The organism is uncultured Marinobacter sp., assembly GCF_947488835.1.
GTDB lineage: Bacteria > Pseudomonadota > Gammaproteobacteria > Pseudomonadales > Oleiphilaceae > Marinobacter.
The window spans coordinates 346,305-370,969 of the sequence record NZ_CANLBK010000002.1 but is presented as its reverse complement, the minus strand read 5'-3'; the positions used below and the strand labels follow the sequence as shown (position 1 = coordinate 370,969).

Sequence of the window (24,665 nt, the reverse complement as noted above, 5' to 3'; positions counted from 1 at the left end):
CTGGTATACTGCGCGCCAAACAAACCAATCGGCGGGCAGTAATGACGGCAAGTTCCAGTAACCAGTACGATGTAATTATTATCGGCGCCGGCGCCGCCGGCCTGATGTGCGCCGCCACCGCTGGCTATCGTGGGCGCAAAGTACTGGTCATTGATCACGCCAATAAGCCGGGCAAAAAGATTCTGATGTCCGGCGGCGGGCGCTGTAACTTCACCAACCTCAACAGCACGCCCGCGAACTTCCTATCGGACAATCCACGCTTCTGTATTTCCGCCCTCAAGCGGTACACCCCCCAGCATTTTCTGGATCTTGTTGAGCGCCACGGCATTGAGCACGAAGAGAAAGCCGCCGGCCAGCTATTCTGCAAAGACAGCGCGAAAGATATAGTCACCATGCTGCTCACGGAATGTGACTGGGCCGGAGCTGAAATCCGCATGAAAACCAGCGTGCAGAACATAGTGCAAGGCGATGGCAGCTACCGTGTTAATACCAGATCAGGCTCCCTGACCTGTGAATCTCTGGTTATCGCCTGCGGAGGCTTGTCCATCCCCACCATGGGCGCCACCGGATTCGGTTACGAGGTTGCGCGGCAGTTCGGTCTCGACGTTCTCCCCACCCGTGCGGGGCTGGTACCTTTCACCCTTCACCCGGAACTGAAACAACAACTGGCCCCTCTCTCCGGCGTAAGCTGCCCGGTGGATGCAGCCTGCAACAACCAGAACTTCCGCGAGCCCATGTTAGTCACGCATCGCGGCTTGAGCGGACCATCCATACTGCAGATCTCCAGCTTCTGGCAGCCTGGCGACCCACTGACCATCAACCTGCTACCGGATCGCAACATCCACGAAGATCTTTTGACCCTGCGCAAACAGAAGCCTCAATCCACGATTGCCCACTACCTGGCCCAGCATCTACCCAAGCGCTTTGCACAGGCATTTAACGAGATTTATAGCTGGAGCGGCCCACTTCAGGGCTACAAAAACAGTGATCTTGAACAGGTCTCAGATACGCTTGGGCAGTGGACAGTCAAGCCGGCGGGAACAGAAGGCTATCGCACAGCGGAAGTAACGCTGGGCGGTGTGGGTACCCGCCAACTTTCGTCCAAAACCATGGCGGCGCTGGAACATCCGAACCTGTATTTTATCGGCGAGGTTGTGGACGTGACCGGGCACTTGGGCGGGCATAATTTCAATTGGGCATGGGCGTCCGGCGTGGCCGCCGGGCAGTCAGCATAAGCCCCTCCATGCCTTCGGTAATTCCTCAACAATCAGAACCATAGAGCCTGCCCAGTCTTTTGAAATTTTGACCGCGATTGCCCCTCCCCTCGCCAACTTGCACTAAAAAACCGACCTATCCTTCCCTCGTTTGGGTGATACCTGCCCCAGAGTTGGCTTGCTAACATCCCACAGGCAATAGAGCCAATTTTAAGGCATCGAAAGGTAAAGGAAAAAACTCAAAAGGAAGGACACATGATCTCATCGGCGCAATCAGTTTACGGTCGAAAACCGGCATCTGCATCTGGTTACTTTCGCACTGTGCTTATTACATGCCTCGCAATACCAGGCTTGGTGGCCTGCGGCGGAGGCAGTGGCGGGGGCGACAACAGCTCACCGGATACAACCGTTTCGGCCAGTACCGATACACCGTTCCTGAACGGCAAGCGTGAAGCAACTGTAAAAGCGACAACCAATGCCAGCAATCCGACCTACGCCTGGACTGTCGAATCCCGGCCGGAAGGTAGTTACCTTCACAACGGAGCTATTTCAAATAGCGATAAGGCGGAAGCCAATTTCACTACAGATGCTGTTGGTAGCTACGAATTAAAGGTAACTGTTAACGGGAATGTCAGCGATACGGTAACCCTGGAAGCTGACAACATCTGGCGCCCGCTAGCTGTTGATGACCTGCCGGATGGCGCAGTTTCTTATGGTTTTTCGCTTGCTACCGCGCCCAGTGGTGAGCCTTATGTTGGCCACCAAGGAAACGTCGGCACCGCTAATAACGGCCTTACAACTCTGAACTTCAACGACATTAGTTGGAAAGATGTTGGCGGCAACAACTATGCTCACTTAGACTTATCTCTTGCCATTCACCCCGACGGAACTCCTTACCGAGCGTACTCTGACATCTCGACGAACGGGGCAGTGCAAAAATTTGATGGTACCAGCTGGGTATTGGTTGGCTCAGATAGCCTGAATGCCGATGAGGCAAGTCATATCTCTTTGGACATCGCGCCGGATGGAACACTTTATCTTGCGTATCATGATACGGGAGATGACAACAAAGTTGTTGTCCAGATGTTTGACGGCACAACATGGAGCAAGGTTGGTGGCTCCACCGCCAGTACCGGCAATGCGCGATTCGCCGCCTTGGCCGTCGCTTCAGATGGCAGTCCCTACATTGCATTCAGCGACAGTCTTAATGCAAACAAAGCTACAGTCAAAAAGTATGATGGTTCAAACTGGGTGAATATTGGTATTGCCGGTTTCTCTCCGAGCGAGGCGGAGTATCTTTCACTGGCTTTATCCCCGGTAGACGATACGCCTTATCTCGCATACGTTGATGCGAATGAGAAAAAAGGCGTAGTAGCCCGCTATCAGGGTACTAGCTGGTCACGGGTCGGTGGCGGTTACCTGCCAAACAGCCGTATCACGCGCGAACTCGCTCTGGCCGTGACACAGGACGGGCTTCCCATGGTCGCGTTCAGCGATGGATCTGCAAACGTCGACTTTAAAGCCCGGGTAATGCTGTATGACGGCACCGCCTGGAACAATCTGGGTGAATCAGGCTTTTCATCAGACACAGTGTCTTTTGTCAGGCTGGCGTTGCTACCGGACGACACCCCGCTCATAGCCTATGCTGTCTCAACCAGCGGGCAATCCAATAAAATGTTTGTACGAAAGCTGAGCACATTGGCACCTCAGGTAACCCGTATCCTTCCGGGAAGAGGCCAATCTCAGGTTGATAAAAGCACCAAGCTGACGGTTCGCTTTGATCGAGAAATGGATGAGACAACAACGATCAATAGCAGCAACTATGTAATCCGGGATAACAGCGGAATCGTTAATATCAACAGCATTCAATCCGGCGTGGGCAGCATGACCGTTGAGCTTGAACCCGGCCGCGACCTTGTGGGTGAGGTGACGGTTACTCTGGAAGAGGATGAGATCCAGGATGTTGACGGCAAGAAATTCAAAGGTATGAGCTGGCACTTCTGCATTTCCTGCTAACTGCCTTTGCGCGGCATGGGTACCGTAAAAGATTACTCCTGCCGCATTAACAAGACGGCGAAGCCACAACCGCGGCTTCGCCTTTTTTGCAACTGCTTATCCAATACCCCGGATGATCACGAACCTACCGCAAAATCACCAGCGGCTTCTTGGCAGACGTCAGCATACTTGTGGTGGTGCTGCCTAATAGAAAGCGGCGAATCTTCGAGTGGCCGTAGGCGCCCATCACCAGAATGTCGATATCAAACTCATCCTGATAGCCGTGCAATACCGGCTCTACCTCGCCGCTTCGGATGGCCAGTGTGATTTCCGACTCCAAAGGCGCGAGCATAGCCTCAGCCTTGTGCAGCTGCGCCATAGCTTCTGGAGTTTCATTGCCCACCATCACAAGATGCAATGGCATACCCTTGAGCACCGGGCTAGCTGCTAGATGCTCGACTCCACGAAACGCCGTAGCGCTGCCATCAAACGCCAGCATGGCGCTTTTGGGAATGGAAAATTCATTCGGCACCAGAAGGATCGGGCGGCTCATGCTGCGGATTACGGTTTCCAGCTGGCTGCCAATTTTTTGTTCACCGTCTGAGCTGTTTTCTCCGTGCAACCCCATCACCAACAGGCGGATCTCGGGCTGCATGGCCAGCAATGATTCCGTAAGATCACCGTGGCGCTGGCGTTTTTTGATGTCGCTGACGCCCGCGTTATTCAATCGGTGCGACGCCTCATCCAGCATGTGGTTGCCGTGTTCCAGCGCCAGCTTGGCACGTTTGCGGTCCAATTCCGCCAACTCGTCCAGCAGATGCTCACGGCTACCCATGCCAATGTTCCCGGCCAAGTCCGGTTCCGAAGGATAGCGTTCCTGGTCGAGTACGTGCAGCAGGGTCAGCGGTAAGTCCATGTACTTGCTGGCCCAGGCTGCATAATCGCAGACCGCTGGGGCCGCGCGGGAGCCGTCGATACAGGCCACAACCTGCAATGTGTCCTGTGTGCCTGATCGGGAATTTGCTGTCGCATCTTGCATATTAATGGCCCATCAACTGATCAATGCCTTCCGGCTTGTCGTGCACACCAAAACGGTCAACGATGGTGGCGCTGGCCTCGTTCATGCCAATCACTTCCACCTCTGCACCGTCGCGGCGGAACTTGATAACCACCTTATCAAGAGCACCCACAGCGGTAATGTCCCAGAAATGCGCACGGCTAACATCTATAACCACTTTATCGACCACTTCGCGGAAATCAAACGATGCAACAAACTTTTCCGAGGAACTGAAAAACACCTGGCCCGTTACCTTGTAGGTACGCGTGCCCGTGGCCTCATCAAGAGTGGACTTAACTTCCATAAAGTGGCCAATCTTGTTGGCAAAAAACAGTGCCGCCAGCAACACGCCAGCAAACACACCCAACGCCAGGTTATGAGTTACAACCACAACGCACACGGTGACCAGCATCACTACATTGGTAGAAACAGGGTGGGTTTTCAGGTTGCGAATGGAGTCCCAGGAGAAGGTGCCGATAGACACCATGATCATTACTGCCACCAGAGCAGCCATCGGGATCTGAACCAGTATGTCGTCCAGCACCACGATCATTACCATCAGGAATACGCCTGCGGTAAACGTGGAAAGCCGACCACGCCCCCCGGATTTTACGTTGATAACGGATTGCCCAATCATCGCGCAGCCCGCCATTCCACCAAACAGGCCAGATCCTATGTTGGCGATGCCCTGCCCCCGACACTCGCGGTTACGATCGCTTTCCGTATCCGTCAGATCGTCAACAATAGTGGCGGTCATCATGGATTCCAGCAAGCCCACAACCGCCAGTGGAATGGAATACGGAAGGATAATCATCAAGGTTTCAAGAGTCAGAGGAACATCTGGCCAGAGAAAAATAGGCAGCGTATCGGGCAATTCACCCATGTCGCCCACTGTGCGCACGTCGATATTGAAGATTACCGCCACAATCGTCAGGGATACTATGCAAACCAATGGCGAGGGCAAAAGCTTCCCCAACTTGGGTACATAGGGGAACAGATAGATAATGCCCAGACCGGCTGCAGTCATGGCGTATACATGCCAGGTTACGTTCGTGAGTTCCGGAAGTTGAGCCATAAAGATGAGGATAGCCAGAGCATTCACAAAACCAGTTACCACTGAACGGGACACAAACCTCATCAAGCCGCCCAGCTTCAGCCAGCCAGCCACTATCTGAATCACACCGGTTAGCAGCGTGGCGGCCATCAGGTACTCCAGGCCGTGCTCTTTAACCAGGGTTATCATCAACAGCGCCATGGCACCAGTTGCAGCAGAGATCATGCCCGGGCGGCCGCCTACAAACGCAATGATCACGGCAATACAGAAGGAAGCGTAGAGCCCGACTTTAGGATCAACTCCGGCGATGATCGAGAAGGCAATCGCTTCCGGAATCAGCGCAAGGGCCACTACGATCCCGGCGAGCAAATCGCCCTTGATGTTGGAAAACCATTCGGCTTTCATTGTATTTACCATAGCTTTAGGTACCCGGAAATTTGCGCAGATTAATGACCAAGGGATTGCCGCTACATGAATTGCGAATTACGGCAAAATAAAGGGCGCGAATTCTACCAAAATACCGCTTCCGGCGTAAGGGCGCCTGTTCTCTCAGCCTTGCTGACTGCTATGATCACGGCAACACCCACCAAACAATGAGCTACCTTCGTTCATGGATGACGTTGCATCCCAGTTTCTGGCTTCAAATGAGACCACGCTTAACCTTGCGGTGGCACTTCTTTTGGGGGCCATCATTGGCCTGGAGCGGGGTTGGGGCTCCCGCGAACAGAAACCCGGCGAACGCATAGCCGGCATTCGAACCTTTTCTCTTATCGGTCTTTTGGGCGGCATTTCTGCGGTTCTGGCAGAGGAAATCACCGTCTGGGCGTTTCCTGTGCTTTTATTGAGCGTTGTAGCGATGGCCATTGTGGCCTACAGCGAGCGGCTTGATCACATTCGCAACTTCAGCATTACCGGCATGGTCAGCATGGTGCTGACCTTCTGCTTCGGTGCCATAGCCGTGGCCGTTGACCCTGTGATAGCGACGACCGCTGCTGTGATTACTGCCATTATTCTGGATAACAAGGACGAAATTCACGGGTGGGTACACAAGCTGAAAGCCCACGAGCTGGATGCTGCACTCAAACTGCTGGTTATTTCAGTGGTTATGCTGCCACTGCTACCGAACGAGCCTATGGGGCCTGGTGGCGTGCTCAACCCCCGGGAAATCTGGTGGATGGTGGTGATGATTGCGTCCATCTCCTTCGTGGGTTATTTCGCCATGCGGATGGCCGGTACCAGCAAAGGTATTCTGTTTACCAGCCTGTTTGCCGGCTTGAGTTCATCCACCGCCCTGACCCTGCACTTTGCCCGCCAGGCCGATAAACACCCTGCCCTGAATGCGCAATTTGCCACCGGCATTCTTATTGCCTGCGGCACCATGTTTCCGCGCATCCTTGTGTACTGCTTTGTCATCAATCGAGACTTGCTGCCGAGTCTGGTCTGGCCCGTGGCCGTTATGACACTGCTGCTTTACGTGCCCGCAATTTTCATCTGGCGCAGGAATTCCGAAACAGGCGAGGTCAGCCAGCCCACACTTAACCAAAACCCGCTCGATCTGAAATCCGCGGTGGTTTTTGGCATGCTGCTGACGGCTATTCTGCTACTTGGAGACTTTCTGAAAGACTGGCTGGGCGATACCGGTATTTATATGCTGGCTGCCACCTCCGGCGTTGCGGATGTTGATGCTATCACCCTGTCCCTCACCCGCATGTCCCACAATGGCTTGGCGATGGATGCTGCGGTGCTCGGTATCGTGATTGCTGCGGCCACCAATAATCTGGTCAAATCCGGTATGGCATGGGTGATCGGTAACCGACAGATAGGGCTTTACGTGGCGGGCCCCATGCTGCTCTCGCTGGGCGCGGGACTTTTGGTAGCCTGGTTTCAGTAGCGAGCAACTGTTAGCGGGCGCAGCGAAAGGTCAAATTGTACCGGCAGGCGCCGGTCAGCGGATGTGCTCCGGCTTTTAGTGCGAGCACCCCGTGGTAGCGCAACCTTGCAGGCCCACCCCATACCACCACATCGCCATGACTCAGAGGGATGTTCATTGGCCGCTCGCTACGCGTCAGCCCGCCAAGTTGAAACACTTGTGGCAGTCCAAGAGAGACGGACACTATCGGTTGCGAGAGATCGCGCTCATCTTTGTCCTGGTGCAGCCCCATTTTTGCGCCAGGCTCATAACGGTTGATGAGGCAGGCGTTTGGAGTGAAATAAGGGTATCCCGCGGCAAAGGCGGCCGATGTGGCCAAATCATCAAAAACAGAAGGCATGGATGGCCAGGGCACGCCAGTAAAAGGGTCCTCCGCCTGATAACGATACCCTCGCCCATCGGTCACCCAGCCCCAGCTGCCACAACAACTCATGGCCACAGACATAATGTGCCCACCGGGGGTTTTCATGTGTCTCAACGGCGCTACTTTCGTTACCTGTTCGATCCCTCGAAGCAGATTTGGCGCAAGTGCAGAAGCAAATTGCCGGAGCACGACGGCCCCCTCTGAGAGAGCTTCCGTAGTCGCGTTGATTGGTTGGTCTGAAAACATGTCGATAGTCATCGCAGATATTTTTAACACGAAAAATGACTCGACACACCGACGATCAAGAAAACAGATGTCCAGAATGAAAGCCTGTTCATGAAGATCCTCTAAAAAACACGTATATTCTGTGGTCTGATCCATTATCTCCTAAGGACGTTTTAATGCTGTTTGCGATGATCATTGGTGGTTTGATTGGTTACAGCTTTGGCAAGTTTCCCGGATTTTTAGTGGGTGCTGCTCTGGGCGCTTTTCTGCTTAACCGCGCTAAAAGCCGCCTGATTGGCAAACTTCAAGGTATTCAATCCGGTTTTATTGAATCTGTTTTTGCCGTTATGGGTGCTCTGTGCAAGGCCGATGGTGTTGTCTCGAAAGACGAAATTCAGATGGCCGAAGCCATGTTTGTGCGTTTTCGCCTGAACGAAGCCCAGAGAGAAACCGCAAAAGCCGCGTTCAGTCGGGGTAAGGCCGCAGATTTTGATCTGGATGCGGAGCTGAACCACTTTTTGAGCATTAGTGGGCGGCAACCAGCATTTCTGCAAATGTTTCTCCAGGTACAGGTTTCGGCAGTAGCCGCAGATGGTGTAGTGCACCCGGCAGAGCACGAAATGTTGGTTCGTATAGCCCGCGGACTCGGCCTGCCCGAGAGCCAGGTAGACCAATTGGAAGCCATGCTGCGCGGCGCACACGCGGGTCAGGCCGGCGGCCAACGCTCTACGGCCCAGCAAACCGATGATGCCTATAAGGTTCTGGGTGTAACCCCATCAATCAGTGATGCAGAACTGAAAAAGGTGTACCGCAAACTAATGAGCGAGAACCACCCAGACAAGCTTGCAGGAAGGGGTCTTCCAGAGAGCATGCGCGAAATGGCAGAAGAGCGCACACAGGAAATTGCCAACGCCTACGATGTTATCAAGCAGTCCCGGGAAAACTCCTGACCGCTCACCACGTTCATACCGGCCCGTCGAGTCTGGCGGGCTTGTAAACTCATACCTGAAATGACATGTCCTCAGGTTTTACCTTCGAGTAAAGTATGCCTCCCGAACAGCAGCACGCAGCGAGCTGCCAGACATTAAGACGGAGATGCCTCGGATGCCAGCTTCAGACTCCCCTCAGACCGCCAATACATTTACTAACGATGCGCTTGGGAACGACGATGCGACTGCCCTGGCAGAGCGAATCCGCCGCCGGGAGGTTTCGGGAACTGAAGTGACCCAAGCCGCCATCGATAGATTGCACAAGGCTGAACCACTGGTTCACGGCGTTGTTGCGGAACGCTATCAACAGATGCTGGAAGCCGCTGCCAAACTGGATAGGCAACCTGATCTGGCAAATGCACCGTTTTTTACCGGTGTACCCACCTTTATCAAAGACAACACCAATGTGGCGGGACTACCAACTCGTCAGGGCTCAGCCGCGGTGCCTGCCGGATACCTCGTAAAGCACACGAGCCCCTTCGCGGAACAGATGCTGGCCCAAGGCTATCTCTGCATGGGAAAAACCACCATGCCGGAGTTCGGATTTAACGCTTCAACCGAACCGGTTCATGATGCACCCACTCGCAACCCCTGGAATCTGGCTTACTCCTGCGGAGCCTCGTCAGGTGGCGCGGCAGCACTCGTGGCAAGCGGTGCGGTTCCCATTGCCCACGCTAACGACGGCGGCGGTTCCATTCGAATTCCTGCGGCCGTTTGTGGCCTCATCGGACTCAAACCGTCCCGAGGGCGTGTGATCGAAAACGATGCCTCAAAATCGCTTCCCATTGATATTCTCAGTGATGGTGTAGTCACCCGCACCGTTCGGGATACGGCCAACTTCATCTACGAAGCAGAGCGCTATTACCGCAACCCGAAATTGCCAGTCATTGGCAAAGTAGAGGGCCCATCTGGCAAGCCAATGCGGATTGGCTTGGTAATAGACTCCATTAACGGTCACAAAACCGACGACACAACACGGCAGGTTGTTGAAGCCACTGCGCGAAAACTGGAAGCCCAGGGCCACCGTGTTGAGCCGGTGGACACGCCTGTAAACTCGAGCTTTCCCGATGACTTTGCGATGTACTGGGGGCTGCTGGCCTTTGGCATGAAGCTCAACGGGCGCAAAATAACCCACCCGGGTTTTGACAAGCGGCAGGTAGACGGCTTGACTCAGGGGCTGGACAAAATGTTCAAGCGAGGCTTCTGGAAGATGCCGACAGTGCTGTGGCGGTTACGCCGCGCCAGGTTCGAGTTTGCGGAGGCTATGTCTACCTACGATGCGGTGCTGACACCGGTTCTGGGCCACACCACTCCAAAACTGGGCCACCTGAGCTCAACAGTGCCCTTTGACACACTGTTTGAACGTTTGACTCAATATGCCAACTTCACCCCCCTGGCAAACGTTACCGGCACGCCAGCCATATCAGTCCCCATGGCGATGACATCAGAGAACCTGCCGGTTTCGGTACAGCTTATGAGTAAATTGGGGGATGAGCGCACGCTGTTGGAGCTTGCATTCGCTCTGGAGTCCGAGTTCTCACCCTGGACTTTTCCGGTGGACACTGCGGAATACAGTCACGCCTGAGTAATAGCTGGCGTCGCGTCCTTACTGGGCGCGGCCCAGGCCACAACACAGTTACGGCCACTGGCCTTGGCCTGATACAAGGCTTCATCCGCCCTGCTGAAAAGCGTTTCTGTGGCATCTGCACTGGCTGGTAGCTCAGTACACACGCCCACACTGACAGTGAGATGAAGCGTTTGGCCAGATAGCTGAAATGCCATAGCTGCTACCGCTTTTCGGATGCGCTCGGCAACATCAATAGCGCCTTTGTGCGGTGTGTTTGGCAGTAGCACAACAAATTCCTCACCACCATAACGGGCGGCCAGATCCTGTGGCCGGGTAACTAACTCGCCTGATTCCAAAGCGTTAGCGGAACCTGCATGGAACTGGCGGTTTTTACCCGGAGGTAAACCTCCGCTTTCTTTAAGGGTGCAAGCGTAATGGGTAGAACGAAATTGCGGTGCAGGATGGGGCGATCGTAAAACGGTTGTTTGTCGCTCAGTACCAGGGCCGTCTGGCTCCCATTGCCCGGGCTGATATACACCTCGATGTGGTCAAGAACCGGATAGCCAATTTCAAGAAAAGTGTTAGCTTCACTGCCGGTGGTGCTTTCAAGGGCCACGCGAAACCAGTAGATGTGTTTGCCATAACCCAGATTGACGCTGTCGCTGCCATTGCGTGTCCAGGCGTCCTCGCTTAAGCGGACAACGTTGCGATCAAATCGTGCCTGACACCTTATTCTGAAGGCCGGAAGCGTCGGATTTTCCGGCGCAAGGCCTCCCCTACCCGATCACCCAGCACCAGCATCGCCGGAGTCAGCAGCAACGTCAGAATGGTAGCGAATGCCAGGCCTCCAGCAATCGCACTGGAAAGCTGCGCCCACCACTGCGTTGACGGTGCCCCCAACCCGAGCGACGGCGTCAGCAGATCAACGTTGACGCTCAGAACCATGGGCATCAACCCGAGTACAGTCGTAACAGCGGTGAGGAGTACCGGGCGTAAACGCAGGCAACTGGTTTCCAATGCCGCTTCGTACGCGGCCATCCCGTCTTTCTTCATCTGATTGTAGGTGTCGATCAGAATGATGTTGTTGTTCACCACAATGCCCGCCAGCGCGATAATACCCATGCCCACCATTACGATGCCAAACGACTGGCCGTTCAGCAGCAAGCCCAGAAGCACCCCCGCGGTAGAAAGGACAATCGCAGAAAGAATCAGGAAACTCTGATACAGCGAGTTGAACTGGGTAACCAGAATGAGCAGCATCATGGCAATCGCAATCAAAAATGCACTTACAAGAAAGTTAGATGCCTGCTGTTGGTCTTCGTTTTCACCGGCAAACTTGACCGATACGCCATCTGGCGTTTCAGGAAGTTCGGCCTGCAAGGCTTTCAACAAGCTGTCTACTTGCTCTCCTGGCCCAATATCCGACTTGATGGTGACCGTACGCTGGCCATCTACCCGGGCAATGCTGCCGGTCTTGTTTCCAGGTTGCAGATCAAGAAACTGCGAAAGAGGCACCTGCCCCCGCGCCGTGTTGATGGTCTGGCGCTGCAAGTGGTCCAGTTCGCGCCAGTTGTTGGGAACCCGCACAACAATGTCCACCTCATCACGCACATCTTCGGGTCTGTAAGTCGCAAGCACCAAGCCATTGGTAACCAGGCGAACGGCACTGCCAATACTGAGCACATCAGTCCCAAAACGGGCGGCGGCTTCGCGATCCACTTCAAGGCGCCATTCAATGCCAGGCAGGCTACGGTCATCTTCAATGTCCACAAAGCCACCAAGAGCACGCATTTGATCCTCGATCTGATCCACGTATCCGTTGAGCTTGCTACTATCTCGACTACTGATCAAAAGCTCTATTGGTTTGCCACCAGCCGGGCCATTTTCCTGCTTGCGAAATTCCAGCTCGATACCCGGAATATCCTCGGTGCGCGCAAGGAAATCATCGAGAATGGCGCTAGCGGGGCGGCGGGTAAACCAGTCAGTAAACTGGAACTGAAGCACGCCAACCACATCTGGAGCCATCTGAGTGCTGGCGCTCAGCATTGAGCGGGCATAAACCGCTTTTACTTCCGGCATGCCCTGCAGTCGGTCTTCAACCTGTCGCACTATGGCATCCCGCTCCAGAACAGACAGATCCCCCCGGGCACGAACCTGAACCTGGGCCGAATCCGGCTCTACGCTGGGGAAAAACTCAACGCCGTAATTGAACTTGCCATAAGCGATATAGATCACCACAACCACGCCGAGTACACCTACCAAAGTGAGGCCGGGGTGAGACAAGAGTGTGGAAAGCAGTTTGCGGTAGCCATGCATCATGCGGCCGCTTTCGCCGACTGTACGGGCACGACGACCACCGCTCACTCCCCCAAGGACTGGCAAAAACACCAACGCCATGGCGAGGGATGCGATCAGGCAGATAATTACAGTAATGGGCAGAAATTTCATGAACTCGCCCACTACACCAGGCCAGAACAGAAGCGGCACGAACACCGCAAGGGTGGTAGCTGTAGACGCGATAATCGGCCAGGCCATGCGGCTTGCCGCTTCTGCCCAGGCGTTTTTTACACTATGTCCGTCAGACAGGTTTCGATCGGCCAGTTCAGATACCACAATGGCACCGTCCACCAGCATACCGGCCACCAAAATAAGACTGAACAGCACAACGATGTTGAGGGTAAGCCCCATGGACCAGATAACAAGAATGCCCGTCAAAAAGGCACCGGGTATGGTAAGCCCTACTAACAAGGCGGAGCGCGGCCCCATGGCAGCAATAATGACGATAATAACCAACACAATCGCAGTCAGTACGTTGTTGAGCAGGTCGCTGAGCAGATCGCGAACCTCATCGGACTGATCCATGATGTAACGCACTTCCAGAGCGTCCGGCAGTAGCGGTTTTGCCTGGGCAATCAGCTCGCGCACCTGAGCCACGGTTTCAATAATGTTAGCGCCACTGCGCTTGGATACTTCCAGCACCAGAGCGGGTTCACCATTGATCCGCGCAAACCCGGTGGGGTCTTTGAAGGTACGCTGCAACATGGCCACATCACCGAAGGTCACTACTGTATTGCCGTCAACCTTGATCGGCATGGACATAACATCTTCGATATTTTCGATAACACCGGGCACCTTCAGGGTCATTCGGCCATTGCCGGTATCCAGCGACCCTGCCGCTACCAGCTGATTATTGCGGGTAACCAGATTGCTGAGTTGGTCGAAGTCTATGCCGTAGCTTTCCAGCACCTGAGGATCCACAACAATTTCCAGCAGATCTTCACGATCGCCGCCAATATCCACCTCCAGCACTTCGGGGATCGCTTCAATGGCATCCTGAAGGCCGCGGGCAACCGTTATCAGCTCTCGCTCAGACAGCGGCCCAGACAAGCCGATAGACAGCACAGGGAACAAAGACACGTTGATTTCGTTCACCCGGGGTTCATCGGCTTCACGGGGAAGCTTGCTGCGGGCCGTATCCACTTTTTCGCGAACGTCCTGGAGGGCCGTATCCGGGTCAAAGCCGGCATCGAACTCCAGCATTACTGAAGCGTGTCCCTCAGAGGCGGTACCGCGCATCTCCTTTACCCCTTCCAGAGAGCGTAATTCCTGCTCCATGGGGCGAACCAGCAGCCGTTCCGCGTCTTCCGGGCTTATACCTTCCAGGCCCATGGAGATGTAGATCATGGGAATGGTAATGTCGGGATTGGCCTCCCGGGGGATAATCTGGAACGCTGCAACGCCGCCAAGTGTCAGGAAAAAAAGCGTAAGCAGAGTTGTGCGGCTGCGATTTATGGCCGCAAAAATAAGTGTGCGCATACGGCTCAGCCCCGCTCGTCGGAAGCGTCTACAGGCTCAACTTGCTCGCCCTCATTAACAAAGCCCGCGCCCCGAGTAATCAGGCGGGTCGCATCAGGTAAGCCCGTAACCCAAGCACCGTCAGTGGACACACTGAGCAATTTCACCGTGCGAAATACGACCCTGTTTTGGTCATCAACGTACTTCACCCCCGGGCGCCCATCGTCCCCAAGGGTGAGGTAAGCCGGGGAAATAAACGTGGCCTGGACATCCTCCAACGCAACACGAAAGTTAGCGCTACCGCCAGCTATACGTTTATGGTCGGGATTTTCCACAGCGATCTCTATGGCAAAGCTTCGTGTCTCAGGGTTTGCAGCACTCGCGACAAACGTAACCACACCGTCCAGAGCTTCTCCATCCAAAGGGCGCACCCTTACCTTCTGGCCCGGCGCCACCTGAGCAACGGATTGCTGGGGTACTTGTCCATTGGCTTTGAGCCTGTCGATTCGAACCAATTCATACAAGGGCGAACCAACCTGAACCAGGCTGCCGGCCTCAACCTCCTTGCGGTTTATCAACCCATCAAACGGCGCTCTGGGCGTTAGATGGGCAACCGCAAGCTGTGCACCCTCCAACTCTGCTCGGGCAGCCGCAAGGTCGCTTTCTACACCAAGGGTTTCAGACTGCGATGCAAGATTTTTGGAACCCAGTCTTCGTACTGCAGCCAGATCACCTTCCAGCTTTTTAACCCGTGCCTGCCAACGCTGAACCCCGGCACGCCGACCATCTTCGGATAGGGTTAAAAGTACGTCGTCAGCTTGAACTGAGTCGCCAAGATTGGCCGCAATGGTTTCTACCGTTCCGGCAACCCGGGCACTCACCGTTACAGAACTCCAGGGCTCCAATTGCCCCTGAAGCAAAAGCCCTGGTTCATATAGCTGCGCGTTGAGTGTCGTAATCTCAACCCGCGTGAGTTCTTGCTCTACAGCTTCGGGCTCGGCAGGCTTATCGGTGCTTGCGACTTTAACCTCGCCGGTCACCATCCAGATGATCAGGGCAACCACAACGATCAAAGACAGGCCCAGAGAATTCCATTTTACTTTGCTCATTAAGTACCTACACAACCTGTATTTGGTGAACGATGGTCCGAAAACGACGTCTGCTTGAAAATAAACGGTCGAAACGGTTGCAACCTGATCAAATCGTGGGTTAGATTCTACACAGATTCTTTTTACGAATTCAGAGCAGATAGTCGTTTTATGAACATCAACTCAGTAATTATTCTCGCAATGCTCGTCCTGGTGGTAGTGCTACCTTCCGGGGGATTTTGCGTGGATAAGCGGGTGAGATAGCGACAAACCTGACAAAAACACCAGAAACCCCCGGCACCGCAAGGTCCCGGGGGTTTCTTTTTTACGGAAGAAAAAATAGGGAATACGAAAATGAACGGCGCACAGCACATTCTTGAAGCGTTTCATCGCCACAGCATCCAGACGGTATTTGGTTATCCGGGTGGCTGCATCATGCCGCTGTACGATGCGCTGGTGGACGATGTACGCGTGGAGCACGTGCTTTGCCGCCACGAACAAGGCTGCGCTCTGGCTGCCGACGGTTACGCTCGGGCTAGTGGCAAGCTGGGGGTTTGCATTGCCACATCCGGCCCCGGTGCTACCAACCTGATAACCGGCGTTGCAAACGCCTATCAGGATTCGATTCCCATGCTGGTTATCACCGGCCAGGTTCCCTCGGCACTGATCGGAACCGATGCTTTTCAGGAAACGGATGTTCTGGGAATGACCCTGGGCATCGTAAAGCACAGTTATCTGATTGAGAGTGCAGAAGAACTACCCGGAATTCTTGAAGAAGCCATAGAACTTGCGCAAAGCGGACGACCCGGGCCGGTGTGGATTGATATCCCCAAGGATGTACTGCTCGCAGAGACAACCGTTTTGCCTGAACCTATGCCGGCACAGCCCCAAGCAACCTGCCCCGAGCTCAGTGATGCCATTGCTCTGCTTTGCGCAGCGCGTAAACCACTGCTTTACAGTGGCGGGGGCATTAACCTGGCACATGCAGAAGACAGCTTCCGGGAATTTGCCAAGTGTTCAGAGCTGCCCGCCGTAGTAACGCTTAAGGGAATAGGAAACGCTGGCAAACATAGCGCCCACAATTTGGGAATGTTGGGCATGCACGGTTCCCGGGCTGCCAACCGGGCGGTAGACGAGTGCGACCTTTTGTTGGTTATCGGTGCACGCCTGGATGACCGTGCCACCGGCAAACTTGATGGCTTCGCGCCAAATGCCAGAACAATCCACATTGACGCTGATGCAGCTGAATTCAACAAACTGCGAAAGGCAGAAATCACAATTCGAGGCGATCTTAACGTCATTCTCAAGGAACTGACGCAAGCTCTGAGAGACACACCTCTAGCGATCAACGAATGGCGCAAACAGTGCCAAAACTGGCGCACTACTGGTGGGTTTCAAGCGGCCGACAACGAAGAGCCGCTGGCACCCATAACCGGCCCTGCATTCATCAGCCAGCTTTCCCGTACTGCACCAGACGACACGATCATTGCGTGCGACGTTGGTCAGCATCAAATGTGGGTTGCCCAGCATTATCAGTTTGATCACCCACGGCACCATTTAACCAGCGGCGGCCTGGGCACTATGGGCTTTGGGTTACCCGCGGCGATTGGTGCGCAGTTTGCGAACCGCAACAGCACCGTCATCAATGTAACCGGCGATGGCTCGTTCATGATGAATGCTCAGGAGCTGGCGACCATTCGCCGGTACAACCTGCCCGTTAAGCTGATCATTATGGATAACCAGTGCCTGGGCATGGTTCGCCAACAGCAGGAGTTGTTCTATAACAACCGGGAAAGCCAAATCAATCTCGACGACAACCCGGATTTTGTGGCCATGGCTCGAGCCTTCGATATCCCTGCCCTGAAGATTGATCGCACCGATCAGGTTCGGCGCGGCATTGAAACCATACTGGCTTATGACGGCCCCATGCTGCTGCACGTAGCCATTGCCCGGGAAGAAAACGTGTGGCCGATCGTAAAGCCAGGTGGAAGTAACAAGGAAATGATTGATGAAACCCGCCGCACTGCCGCGGACAAAAAGGAGAAGATCGCATGACCACTGAGAGCAGCTGTAAAGCGCCCAGCTACAACATTACTTGCCGGATGAGCCATGAAGCGGCCGCGCTCGAGCGCCTGTGCCAGGTGGTCCGCGTTCGTGGTTTCAGGATTGCAAAAATGGCGGTAGATTCAGCAGACGGAGCGCTGAACATCGCTCTGACAATTCAGGGCACTCGCCCAGTTGCCATGCTTCAATCTCAGCTGGAAAAACTGCATACGGTTGCGGAGGTAAAGCTTGCAGCGCCGGTGGTGGCCGCTGCCAGTCGTATCGCCTGACATAGCAGCCGGTTTAGCGCCACACTTGCGATAAACCGGCTATCTATCAGAGTAGCTCTATAGCAACGGCCGTGGCTTCACCGCCGCCTATGCACAGAGACGCCACTCCACGCTTCAGGCCTTTCTGTTTGAGGGCGTTGATGAGCGTGATTATTATCCGAGAACCGGATGAGCCAATGGGGTGCCCGAGCGCACAGGCGCCGCCGTACACATTCACCTTCTCTGCATCCAGCCCAAGCTCATTTATGGCCAGCAAAGAAACCACTGCAAAGGCTTCGTTGATCTCGTAAAGATCCACATCGTCTTTGCTCCAGCCGGCTTTTTTCAAAACTTTCTCAATCGCACCAATGGGTGCCAGCGTAAATTCGGCCGGCAGCTGGGCGTGAGTGGCGTGGGCAACAATCCTGGCTTGCGCAGTCAGGCCACGGGCTTTGGCTTCTTCAGCAGACGCCAGCACTAAAGCCGATGCACCATCACTGATGGAACTGGCGTTGGCTGCCGTGACTGTGCCGTCTTTTTTAAAGGCCGGTTTCAATGTGGGGATTTTCTCGGGGCGGGCATTTCCGGGTTGTTCGTCAACGCTCACTTGGGTATTGCCACCGCGGCCAGAAACGGTAACTGCGCAGATTTCCGGCTCAAACCAGCTATTGTTAATGGCTGCGTTAGCGCGCTCCAGTGACCGAATGGCAAAGTCGTCCATCTGCTCGCGGGTAATCTTGTAATCGTCTGCGCTCTTTTGCGCGAACACACCCATCAGGCCGCCTTCGTAGGCATCTTCAAGGCCGTCGAGGAACATGCTGTCCATCACCTGCCCGTGGCCCATACGCATACCGCCGCGCGCTTTTGGTAAGAGGTAAGGTGCCTGGCTCATGTTCTCCATGCCGCCGGCAATCATGATGTTGTTGGTGCCTGCTTTGATCTGGTCATGGGCCATGATCACTGCTTGCATGCCGGAGCCGCACATCTTGTTCACAGTGGTGCAACCGGAGCTGTCTGGAATACCTGCACCACGGGAAGCCTGGCGAGCAGGCGCCTGTCCCAGTCCGGCAGGCAATACGCAGCCCATAATTACTTCCTGAACATCCACTGGCTGCAGTCCGCTGCGTTCAATGGCAGCTTTGATGGCAGTGGCCCCTAACTCGGGAGAGCGCACAGAACTCAGGGAGCCCATCATGCCGCCCATGGGGGTGCGGGCGGAGCCTGCTATTACTACATCAGCGCTTGTCATGGCGATTGTCCTCAATGTTTGGTGTTCGGGCAGGGGCGGGGCGGCCTTTCAGAAACACGCTGTGAATACGTCCCTGTACGCTCGACAAAAGCCATCCTTGGCTTTTGACGGTTTCTGAAAGGCCGCCCCGCCCCTGCCTCGCCAACGTTTATATCTGTCCGCCGGATTTATAGGGGTTAACGACCTAAAACAGACCGGGCAATGATTTCTTTCATCACTTCTGAAGTGCCGCCGTAAATGCGCTGTACGCGGGCATCCATAAAGGCGCGGGAAATGGGGTATTCAGTGGTGTAGCCATAACCGCCGAACAACTGCAGGCAACCATCCGCTACTCGGCACTGCATTTCCGTGGCGCTGTACTTGGCCATGGAGGCAGTTGCTGCGTCCAGTTCACCCGCTTCGTACTGACTGATGCACTGGGAGACAAACGCTTTGTTTATCTGATAGTCGGTTTCCATGCGCGCGATTTCAAAACGGGTGTTCTGTAGTTGCGCCAGTTTCTGGCCGAACAACTCCCGCTCCTGGGCGTAGGCGATGGTCAGGTCCAAGGCACCTCTGGCTGCTGCTACGCCCAATGCGCCGATAACCAGTCGCTCCCTTGGCAATTCCTGCATCAGGTAGGCAAAGCCTTTGCCCTCCTGCCCTACCAGTGCGGAGGCTGGAACGCGCATATCAGAAAAGAACAGCTCGGAGGTGTCGCCACTGTGCTGGCCGATTTTGTCGATGTTACGGCCTTTACTGTATCCCGGCAGGCTAGTGTCTACCAGAAACAGGCTGATGCCTTTGGCGCCGGCAGAGGGATCGGTTTTTGCCGCAACAATCACCATGTCGGCATGCTGGCCATTGGTGATGAAGGTTTTTGAACCGTTCAGAATATAGTCGTCGCCGTCTCGCACCGCGCTGGTGCGCATGGCCTGCAGATCACTGCCGGCACCCGGCTCGGTCATGGCAATGGCGCCAACCACTTCGCCCGACACCATTTTGGGGAGCCACTGCTGCTTTTGCGCTTCGTTACCAAGATGGCTGATGTAGGGGGCGACTATATCTGAATGCACCATTACGTTGGTGGAGAGCGCACCATACCCCATGCGGGCCAGCTCTTCGCCAACTACCACGGAGTATTGGAAAGGCGCGCCGCAGCCCCCGCAATCTTCAGGAATATCCACACACAACATGCCGGCATCGCCGAGGGTGTTCCAGAGTTCACGGGGTACAAGGCCGGACTTCTCCCAGGCCTCGTAATGGGGCGCAACTTCTGTTTCCAGAGCCTTGATGACAGACGCTCTGAACAGAGCGAGTTCTTCATGATCCACTGAGTTAGTCATTGCGCTCTCCTGTATTTAATCGGATTTATCTGGGTGCCATGCGCAAAGCACTATCCAGGCGGATAGTTTCGCCGTTCAGAATAGGGTTACGCACCATCTGGTCCACCATCATGCCGAATTCTTCGGGCTTACCCAGGCGCTGGGGAAACGGCAGGGTTGCGGCCAGGCTGTCCTGAACTTCTTGCGGCATGCCAGCCATCATGGGTGTCATGAACAGGCCAGGTGCAATGGTGTTCACGCGAATGCCTTCGCGGGCCAGCTCCCGGGCCGATTGAATGGTCAGGGCAACAACACCACCTTTGGAGGCGCTGTATGCTGACTGCCCGATCTGTCCTTCGTAAGCGGCAACCGATGCTGTGTTGATAATGACTCCGCGCTCACCGTCTGCGTTAGGTTCGCGCTGGGCCATATCGGCAGCCGCCAGCCTCAAAATATTGAAGGTGCCGATCAGGTTGATCTGAATAACCTTACTGAAGTTCTCCAGCGGCATAACACCGTCACGACCGAGGATTTTACCCGCCCAGCCAACACCCGCGCAGTTGACAGCAATGCCACACAAGCCGTGGGCTTCACGGGCATTAGCTATCGCGGCTTCCGCGCTTTCCGCCGAGCTCACATCGCAGTGCACAAAGATTCCGCCAATGTCCGCAGCCACTTTCTCGCCCTGCTCTTTTTGCAGGTCGAAGATTGCTACTTTGCAGCCAGCAGCCGCCAGTGCGCGGGCTGCGCCCTCGCCAAGCCCTGAGGCTCCACCTGTCACAATGGCCGGTACATTATTGAATTCCATCAACTTCTCCCTTCGTTTCGGGGTTTTAATCGGCAGCTATTGGCTAAATTGGGCTAGCTCGCACTTTACGTTAACGTAAACTGTACCCAATTCAGCCGTAAAAAGAAATCCAACTAATTAATCAGTTAATGCGCTCAATAATCAGCGCAATGCCCTGGCCTCCACCAATGCACATGGTTATCAGGCCGTAGCGGCCGCCAGTGCGCTCAAGCTCGGCCATGGTTTTAACGATGAGGATGGAACCGGTAGCACCCACAGGGTGACCCAGAGCAACTGCACCACCGTTCGGGTTCACTTTATCCGCTGGCAAGCCAAGTTCTTTGCTAACCGCCAGTGCCTGGGCTGCAAAAGCTTCGTTGGACTCGATCACATCCAGATCTACCACGCTGAGGCCGGTTTTCTCCAATACGGTTCGTACCGCCGGGATGGGGCCGAGGCCCATTACGCTGGGGTCTACCCCGGCAAAGGCATATCCTACAATACGTGCACGGGCTTTCAGGCCGCGCTTTTCAGCTTCGGCGGCGCTGGTCAGTACCATGGCGGCCGCACCATCGTTAATTCCTGAGGCGTTACCCGGAGTAACTATGCCGTCTTTAGTAAAGGCCGGCTTCAGGCTTGAAAGGCTTTCGGCTGTGGTTCCGGCACGCACGTGCTCGTCTTGCTCAAAAACGACTTCCTTGCGGCCCTGTTTTACAGTTACCGGCACAATCTGCTCTTTGAAGTAACCGTTCTCAATGGCCTGGCTCGCACGACGGTGGCTTTCTGCTGAGAAGGCATCCAGATCTTCACGGGTTAAACCGTACTTTTCGGCAATACGCTCAGCCGTCATGCCCATGTGGCCGCTGCCAAACGGGTCGGTGAGGGTTCCCAGGGTCATATCAACCGCTTTCCCGTCACCCATGCGCAGGCCTTTGCGAACGTTGGGCAGCACATAGGCACCCTGGCTCATGCTTTCCGCACCACCAGCCAGTGTAATCTGGCTATCGCCCATCATGATCATCTGAGCGGCACTGATAACCGACTGAACGCCAGAACCACAGAGGCGGTTTACGTTGAATGCAGCAGATCCTTTCTGCAGGCCAGAGTTCAGGCCAATGTGGCGAGCTACATAAGCATCCGCGGGGCCAGTGGGGATAATATGGCCGAATACCGAATGGTCGATATCTTCTGCAGGCACGCCTGATCGGCTAATCGCTTCTTTGGCTGCGCAAGTTCCAAGCTCAGCCGGGGTCAAAGAGCTCAGGCTACCGCCAAAACCGCCAATCGCGGTGCGGGCACCGTCGAGAATGACAACATCAGTAAGTTTCATTGATCGTTCCTCAAGATTTGGATGACTGGAATTCCACAGAGCGCATAATCTATTTGCCCAGCATGGAGCGGGCAATCACTTCTTTCATAATTTCCGAGGTGCCGGCGTAGATTGTCTGCACGCGGGCATCCACAAAAAATCGCGACACAGGGTACTCCACGGTATACCCGTAGCCACCAAATAGCTGCAAGCACTCATTGGCGATATCGCACTGCATTTCCGTGAGCATCAGTTTGAGAATGGCAGCTTCCGTTGGCCCCATTTCACCGTTCAGGTAGTTCCCGATGCACTGGTTCAGATAGGCTTTTCCTACTTCAAGCCGCGCTTTCGCTTCGGCCAGCTTGAACCGAGTGTTCTGAAAATCCGCAACCCGTTGACCAAACGCATGCCGCTCTTGCACATAGTCCAGAGTCAACGCCAGTACACCCTCAGTTGCGCCCACCGCTTGGGCAGCCACACCCAGACGTTCGCGGGGCAACTCTTGCATCAGATAGGCAAAGCCCTTGCCTTCCTCGCCAAGCAGTGCGTCGTGGGGCACCACCAGATCAGAGAAAAACAGCTCTGCCGTATCGCTGGCATGCTGGCCTATTTTACGGATGCCTTTACCACGGGAGAACCCGGGCAGGCTGGCATCCACAAGGAAGAGAGAGACGCCCTTGGCGCCGGCTTGAGGGTCGGTTTTGGCACACACTATCACCAGCTCCGCCTGCAAACCGTTAGTGATAAACACCTTGGCACCATTGATGACATAGCCATCATCTGTGCGCTGCGCGGTGGTGCGCATAGCCGCCAGATCACTGCCTGCACCCGGTTCTGTCATGGCAATTGCACTGAGAATGTCACCCTGGATCATTCCCGGGAGATAGCGTTCTTTCTGGGCGTCCGTACCAAGATGCAAAATATAGGGCATGACTATATTGGCGTGGATGTTATAGCCACCGGCCAGGCCACCAAAACCCTTTCGAGCTATTTCGGAGATCGCCAGCTGTGAGATTTCGAAACTGGCAGCTGCGCCTCCGTACTCTTCCGGCATATCAATACCAAGCATGCCGGCTTGCCCCAGCGTATTCCAAACCGGGCGTGGAATAGCGGATTGCTCCTCCCACTCGTCATAATGCGGTGCAATTTCCTTATCAAGAACCCGGTTGATCATTTCATGAAACAGCGCGGTATCGTCTTGGTGTCCGGACATAGGTAACCTCTCAAATAGCCATGCTAGCAAACCGGTTAGTCGTCTGATTATTCAGGCAGCCAACCATTTAAAGGGTTATCCTGCTCTTCGGGAATGGCTGTACAAGCCGAAAAAATTGACACAATGCGCACTTGATCAACGGTAGACATGCCCAAATCGCAATCTGTAGCCCACATCGCGAACCACTACCTCCAGGCCTCAATCCGCGGCGCCGAAAGGCAGGGGTTGAGCAAAGGTACACTGCTGGCTAGCGCCGGGATTCCTAATGGATGGCTGAATAAACCCGAGAAGCTGATTACGGAACAACAGCTCACCCAGCTTATTAAGAGCGTGTGGCGGGCAACCCGCGATGAGTTCCTGGGGTTATCCACCAGCCCCTGCAAAAACGGCACCTTCGCATTGATGGCCGACTACTGCCTTGATTCCGCTTCCCTCGGGGCAGTGCTTCGCAAAAGTGCCCGGGTTTACAGCATCGCCTGCAATAATGTCGACATAGGTTTGGGAGAAAGCGACAGCAACAAACTGGTGTTTTTCCGCCTTAGCCTCGAAGACGCCCGCCAGGATACAGACCACATGCTTCAGGAGTTCCTGCTTCTTATGTGGCAAAGATTCGCCTGCTGGCTGGTGGACCAACAGATCCCATTCGCGACAACCTGCTTCAGTTATCCCGCGCCGAAACATGTTAACGAGTATCACGCCATGTTCCCGACTGAATTGCAGTTTGAAGAATCTGTGTGCGGCTTCTCTCTCCACGAAAAATACTTGCAACTGCCCATTACCCGGAGCGAAGCAGAGCTGGAAACCTTTCTGAAGGAAGCTCCAGCCTACATTCTGCACAGGCCTGACAACGACGATAGCCTGCGCAACCGTGTTCGCGCCTTGCTGGCAAGCAAGAGCCTGAGCAACATGCCCAGCCTGGGTGACATTGCAGAGCTATTGCACATGACACCCAGAAGTATAGGCCGTAAGTTACAAGAAGAAGGCACCTCCCTACGCCTGATCAAAAACAGCCTGCGGAGGGAGTATGCGATAAAACTCATGAGCACAGAAAACCTCAGCATCGCGGACATCAGCGAGCGAGTTGGCTTCTCGGAAACCGCCTCTTTCTGCCGTGCCTTCAAACGCTGGACGGGCAAGTCCCCGTCGCAATGGGCTGACTAACAATCATGTGAGAAGCGCATCTACTTGGCTGATTGGGTCAATTATTTCGACC

20 protein-coding genes are annotated in these 24,665 nt (G+C 54.7%); 8 read left to right on the top strand and 12 right to left on the bottom strand.

Going from position 1 to position 24,665, the window contains the following annotated elements:
* Positions 1-41: 41 nt before the first annotated feature.
* Both Q0824_RS10685 and Q0824_RS10680 read left to right on the top strand, forming a co-directional pair.
* On the top strand, positions 42-1,235 hold the full coding sequence (locus tag Q0824_RS10685; protein WP_298450178.1) for an NAD(P)/FAD-dependent oxidoreductase: 1,194 nt from the start codon (positions 42-44) through the stop codon (positions 1,233-1,235).
* 234 nt (positions 1,236-1,469) lie between these two features.
* A complete protein-coding gene (locus Q0824_RS10680) occupies positions 1,470-3,230 on the top strand; it encodes an Ig-like domain-containing protein (RefSeq protein WP_298450176.1) in 1,761 nt (586 codons plus the stop codon).
* A gap of 124 nt (positions 3,231-3,354) precedes the next feature.
* Here Q0824_RS10680 and Q0824_RS10675 read toward each other — a convergent pair whose 3' ends face one another.
* Both Q0824_RS10675 and Q0824_RS10670 read right to left on the bottom strand, forming a co-directional pair.
* A complete protein-coding gene (locus Q0824_RS10675; protein WP_298450174.1) occupies positions 3,355-4,248 on the bottom strand; it encodes a universal stress protein in 894 nt (297 codons plus the stop codon).
* Position 4,249: 1 nt separating this feature from the next.
* Positions 4,250-5,737 (bottom strand): SulP family inorganic anion transporter, encoded by a 1,488-nt coding sequence (locus tag Q0824_RS10670; RefSeq protein WP_298450172.1) that lies wholly within the window; start codon positions 5,735-5,737, stop codon positions 4,250-4,252.
* Positions 5,738-5,930: 193 nt separating this feature from the next.
* On the opposite strand from Q0824_RS10670, the gene Q0824_RS10665 reads away from it, so the two are divergent.
* Positions 5,931-7,211 (top strand): MgtC/SapB family protein, encoded by a 1,281-nt coding sequence (locus tag Q0824_RS10665; RefSeq protein WP_298450170.1) that lies wholly within the window; start codon positions 5,931-5,933, stop codon positions 7,209-7,211.
* A 10-nt stretch (positions 7,212-7,221) separates the two neighbouring features.
* On the opposite strand, the gene alkB is transcribed toward Q0824_RS10665, so the two are convergent.
* On the bottom strand, positions 7,222-7,872 hold the full coding sequence (gene alkB, locus Q0824_RS10660; RefSeq protein ID WP_298450511.1) for a DNA oxidative demethylase AlkB: 651 nt from the start codon (positions 7,870-7,872) through the stop codon (positions 7,222-7,224).
* Positions 7,873-8,015: 143 nt separating this feature from the next.
* On the opposite strand from alkB, the gene djlA reads away from it, so the two are divergent.
* Complete coding sequence (djlA, locus tag Q0824_RS10655) at positions 8,016-8,789, top strand: co-chaperone DjlA (protein ID WP_298450168.1); 774 nt, start codon at positions 8,016-8,018, stop codon at positions 8,787-8,789.
* Positions 8,790-8,943: 154 nt separating this feature from the next.
* Complete coding sequence (locus tag Q0824_RS10650) at positions 8,944-10,413, top strand: amidase (protein ID WP_298450166.1); 1,470 nt, start codon at positions 8,944-8,946, stop codon at positions 10,411-10,413.
* Here the strand turns inward: Q0824_RS10650 and Q0824_RS10645 are convergent.
* The 4 genes from Q0824_RS10645 to Q0824_RS10630 all read right to left on the bottom strand — a co-directional run bounded on the left by Q0824_RS10645 (position 10,404) and on the right by Q0824_RS10630 (position 15,299).
* Entirely contained in the window at positions 10,404-10,751 is a 348-nt protein-coding gene (locus Q0824_RS10645; protein ID WP_298450165.1) for a GGDEF domain-containing protein, read from the bottom strand. The genes Q0824_RS10650 and Q0824_RS10645 overlap by 10 nt on opposite strands.
* Complete coding sequence (locus tag Q0824_RS10640; protein ID WP_298450510.1) at positions 10,733-11,044, bottom strand: 7TM-DISM domain-containing protein; 312 nt, start codon at positions 11,042-11,044, stop codon at positions 10,733-10,735. The genes Q0824_RS10645 and Q0824_RS10640 overlap by 19 nt, the downstream gene beginning before the upstream one ends.
* An 80-nt stretch (positions 11,045-11,124) precedes the next feature.
* Entirely contained in the window at positions 11,125-14,211 is a 3,087-nt protein-coding gene (locus tag Q0824_RS10635) for an efflux RND transporter permease subunit (RefSeq protein ID WP_298450164.1), read from the bottom strand.
* Between the two features lie 5 nt (positions 14,212-14,216).
* Positions 14,217-15,299, bottom strand: coding sequence for an efflux RND transporter periplasmic adaptor subunit (locus Q0824_RS10630; RefSeq protein WP_298450163.1), 1,083 nt, complete (start codon positions 15,297-15,299; stop codon positions 14,217-14,219).
* A 333-nt stretch (positions 15,300-15,632) separates the two neighbouring features.
* On the opposite strand from Q0824_RS10630, the gene ilvG reads away from it, so the two are divergent.
* Positions 15,633-17,333 (top strand): acetolactate synthase 2 catalytic subunit, encoded by a 1,701-nt coding sequence (gene ilvG / locus Q0824_RS10625; RefSeq protein WP_298450162.1) that lies wholly within the window; start codon positions 15,633-15,635, stop codon positions 17,331-17,333.
* Positions 17,330-17,611 carry an ACT domain-containing protein gene (locus tag Q0824_RS10620; RefSeq protein ID WP_298450161.1) on the top strand — a complete coding sequence of 94 codons (282 nt, stop codon included), beginning with the start codon at positions 17,330-17,332 and terminating at the stop codon, positions 17,609-17,611. The genes ilvG and Q0824_RS10620 overlap by 4 nt, the downstream gene beginning before the upstream one ends.
* 46 nt (positions 17,612-17,657) lie before the next feature.
* Here Q0824_RS10620 and Q0824_RS10615 read toward each other — a convergent pair whose 3' ends face one another.
* From Q0824_RS10615 to Q0824_RS10595, 5 genes are all read right to left on the bottom strand, one after another.
* On the bottom strand, positions 17,658-18,839 hold the full coding sequence (locus Q0824_RS10615; RefSeq protein WP_298450160.1) for an acetyl-CoA C-acyltransferase: 1,182 nt from the start codon (positions 18,837-18,839) through the stop codon (positions 17,658-17,660).
* Positions 18,840-19,015: 176 nt separating this feature from the next.
* Entirely contained in the window at positions 19,016-20,164 is a 1,149-nt protein-coding gene (locus tag Q0824_RS10610; protein WP_298450159.1) for an acyl-CoA dehydrogenase family protein, read from the bottom strand.
* A gap of 25 nt (positions 20,165-20,189) precedes the next feature.
* Entirely contained in the window at positions 20,190-20,951 is a 762-nt protein-coding gene (locus tag Q0824_RS10605; RefSeq protein WP_298450158.1) for an SDR family NAD(P)-dependent oxidoreductase, read from the bottom strand.
* A 121-nt stretch (positions 20,952-21,072) separates the two neighbouring features.
* Positions 21,073-22,260, bottom strand: coding sequence for a beta-ketothiolase BktB (bktB, locus tag Q0824_RS10600; RefSeq protein WP_298450156.1), 1,188 nt, complete (start codon positions 22,258-22,260; stop codon positions 21,073-21,075).
* A 49-nt stretch (positions 22,261-22,309) separates the two neighbouring features.
* Complete coding sequence (locus Q0824_RS10595) at positions 22,310-23,452, bottom strand: acyl-CoA dehydrogenase family protein (RefSeq protein WP_298450154.1); 1,143 nt, start codon at positions 23,450-23,452, stop codon at positions 22,310-22,312.
* A gap of 147 nt (positions 23,453-23,599) precedes the next feature.
* Between Q0824_RS10595 and Q0824_RS10590 the strand changes: the two genes are divergently transcribed.
* Positions 23,600-24,613, top strand: a complete 1,014-nt coding sequence (locus Q0824_RS10590; RefSeq protein ID WP_298450152.1) for an AraC family transcriptional regulator — start codon at positions 23,600-23,602, stop codon at positions 24,611-24,613.
* Positions 24,614-24,665: the final 52 nt, after the last annotated feature.

Coding starts and splice junctions, on each gene's coding strand:
- Q0824_RS10685 (WP_298450178.1), top strand. CDS start 42: ATGACGGCAAGTTCCAGTAACCAGTACGATGTAATTATTATCGGCGCC.
- Q0824_RS10680 (WP_298450176.1), top strand. CDS start 1,470: ATGATCTCATCGGCGCAATCAGTTTACGGTCGAAAACCGGCATCTGCA.
- Q0824_RS10675 (WP_298450174.1), bottom strand. CDS start 4,248: ATGCAAGATGCGACAGCAAATTCCCGATCAGGCACACAGGACACATTG.
- Q0824_RS10670 (WP_298450172.1), bottom strand. CDS start 5,737: ATGGTAAATACAATGAAAGCCGAATGGTTTTCCAACATCAAGGGCGAT.
- Q0824_RS10665 (WP_298450170.1), top strand. CDS start 5,931: ATGGATGACGTTGCATCCCAGTTTCTGGCTTCAAATGAGACCACGCTT.
- alkB (WP_298450511.1), bottom strand. CDS start 7,872: ATGACTATCGACATGTTTTCAGACCAACCAATCAACGCGACTACGGAA.
- djlA (WP_298450168.1), top strand. CDS start 8,016: ATGCTGTTTGCGATGATCATTGGTGGTTTGATTGGTTACAGCTTTGGC.
- Q0824_RS10650 (WP_298450166.1), top strand. CDS start 8,944: ATGCCAGCTTCAGACTCCCCTCAGACCGCCAATACATTTACTAACGAT.
- Q0824_RS10635 (WP_298450164.1), bottom strand. CDS start 14,211: ATGCGCACACTTATTTTTGCGGCCATAAATCGCAGCCGCACAACTCTG.
- Q0824_RS10630 (WP_298450163.1), bottom strand. CDS start 15,299: ATGAGCAAAGTAAAATGGAATTCTCTGGGCCTGTCTTTGATCGTTGTG.
- ilvG (WP_298450162.1), top strand. CDS start 15,633: ATGAACGGCGCACAGCACATTCTTGAAGCGTTTCATCGCCACAGCATC.
- Q0824_RS10620 (WP_298450161.1), top strand. CDS start 17,330: ATGACCACTGAGAGCAGCTGTAAAGCGCCCAGCTACAACATTACTTGC.
- Q0824_RS10615 (WP_298450160.1), bottom strand. CDS start 18,839: ATGACAAGCGCTGATGTAGTAATAGCAGGCTCCGCCCGCACCCCCATG.
- Q0824_RS10610 (WP_298450159.1), bottom strand. CDS start 20,164: ATGACTAACTCAGTGGATCATGAAGAACTCGCTCTGTTCAGAGCGTCT.
- Q0824_RS10605 (WP_298450158.1), bottom strand. CDS start 20,951: ATGGAATTCAATAATGTACCGGCCATTGTGACAGGTGGAGCCTCAGGG.
- bktB (WP_298450156.1), bottom strand. CDS start 22,260: ATGAAACTTACTGATGTTGTCATTCTCGACGGTGCCCGCACCGCGATT.
- Q0824_RS10595 (WP_298450154.1), bottom strand. CDS start 23,452: ATGTCCGGACACCAAGACGATACCGCGCTGTTTCATGAAATGATCAAC.
- Q0824_RS10590 (WP_298450152.1), top strand. CDS start 23,600: ATGCCCAAATCGCAATCTGTAGCCCACATCGCGAACCACTACCTCCAG.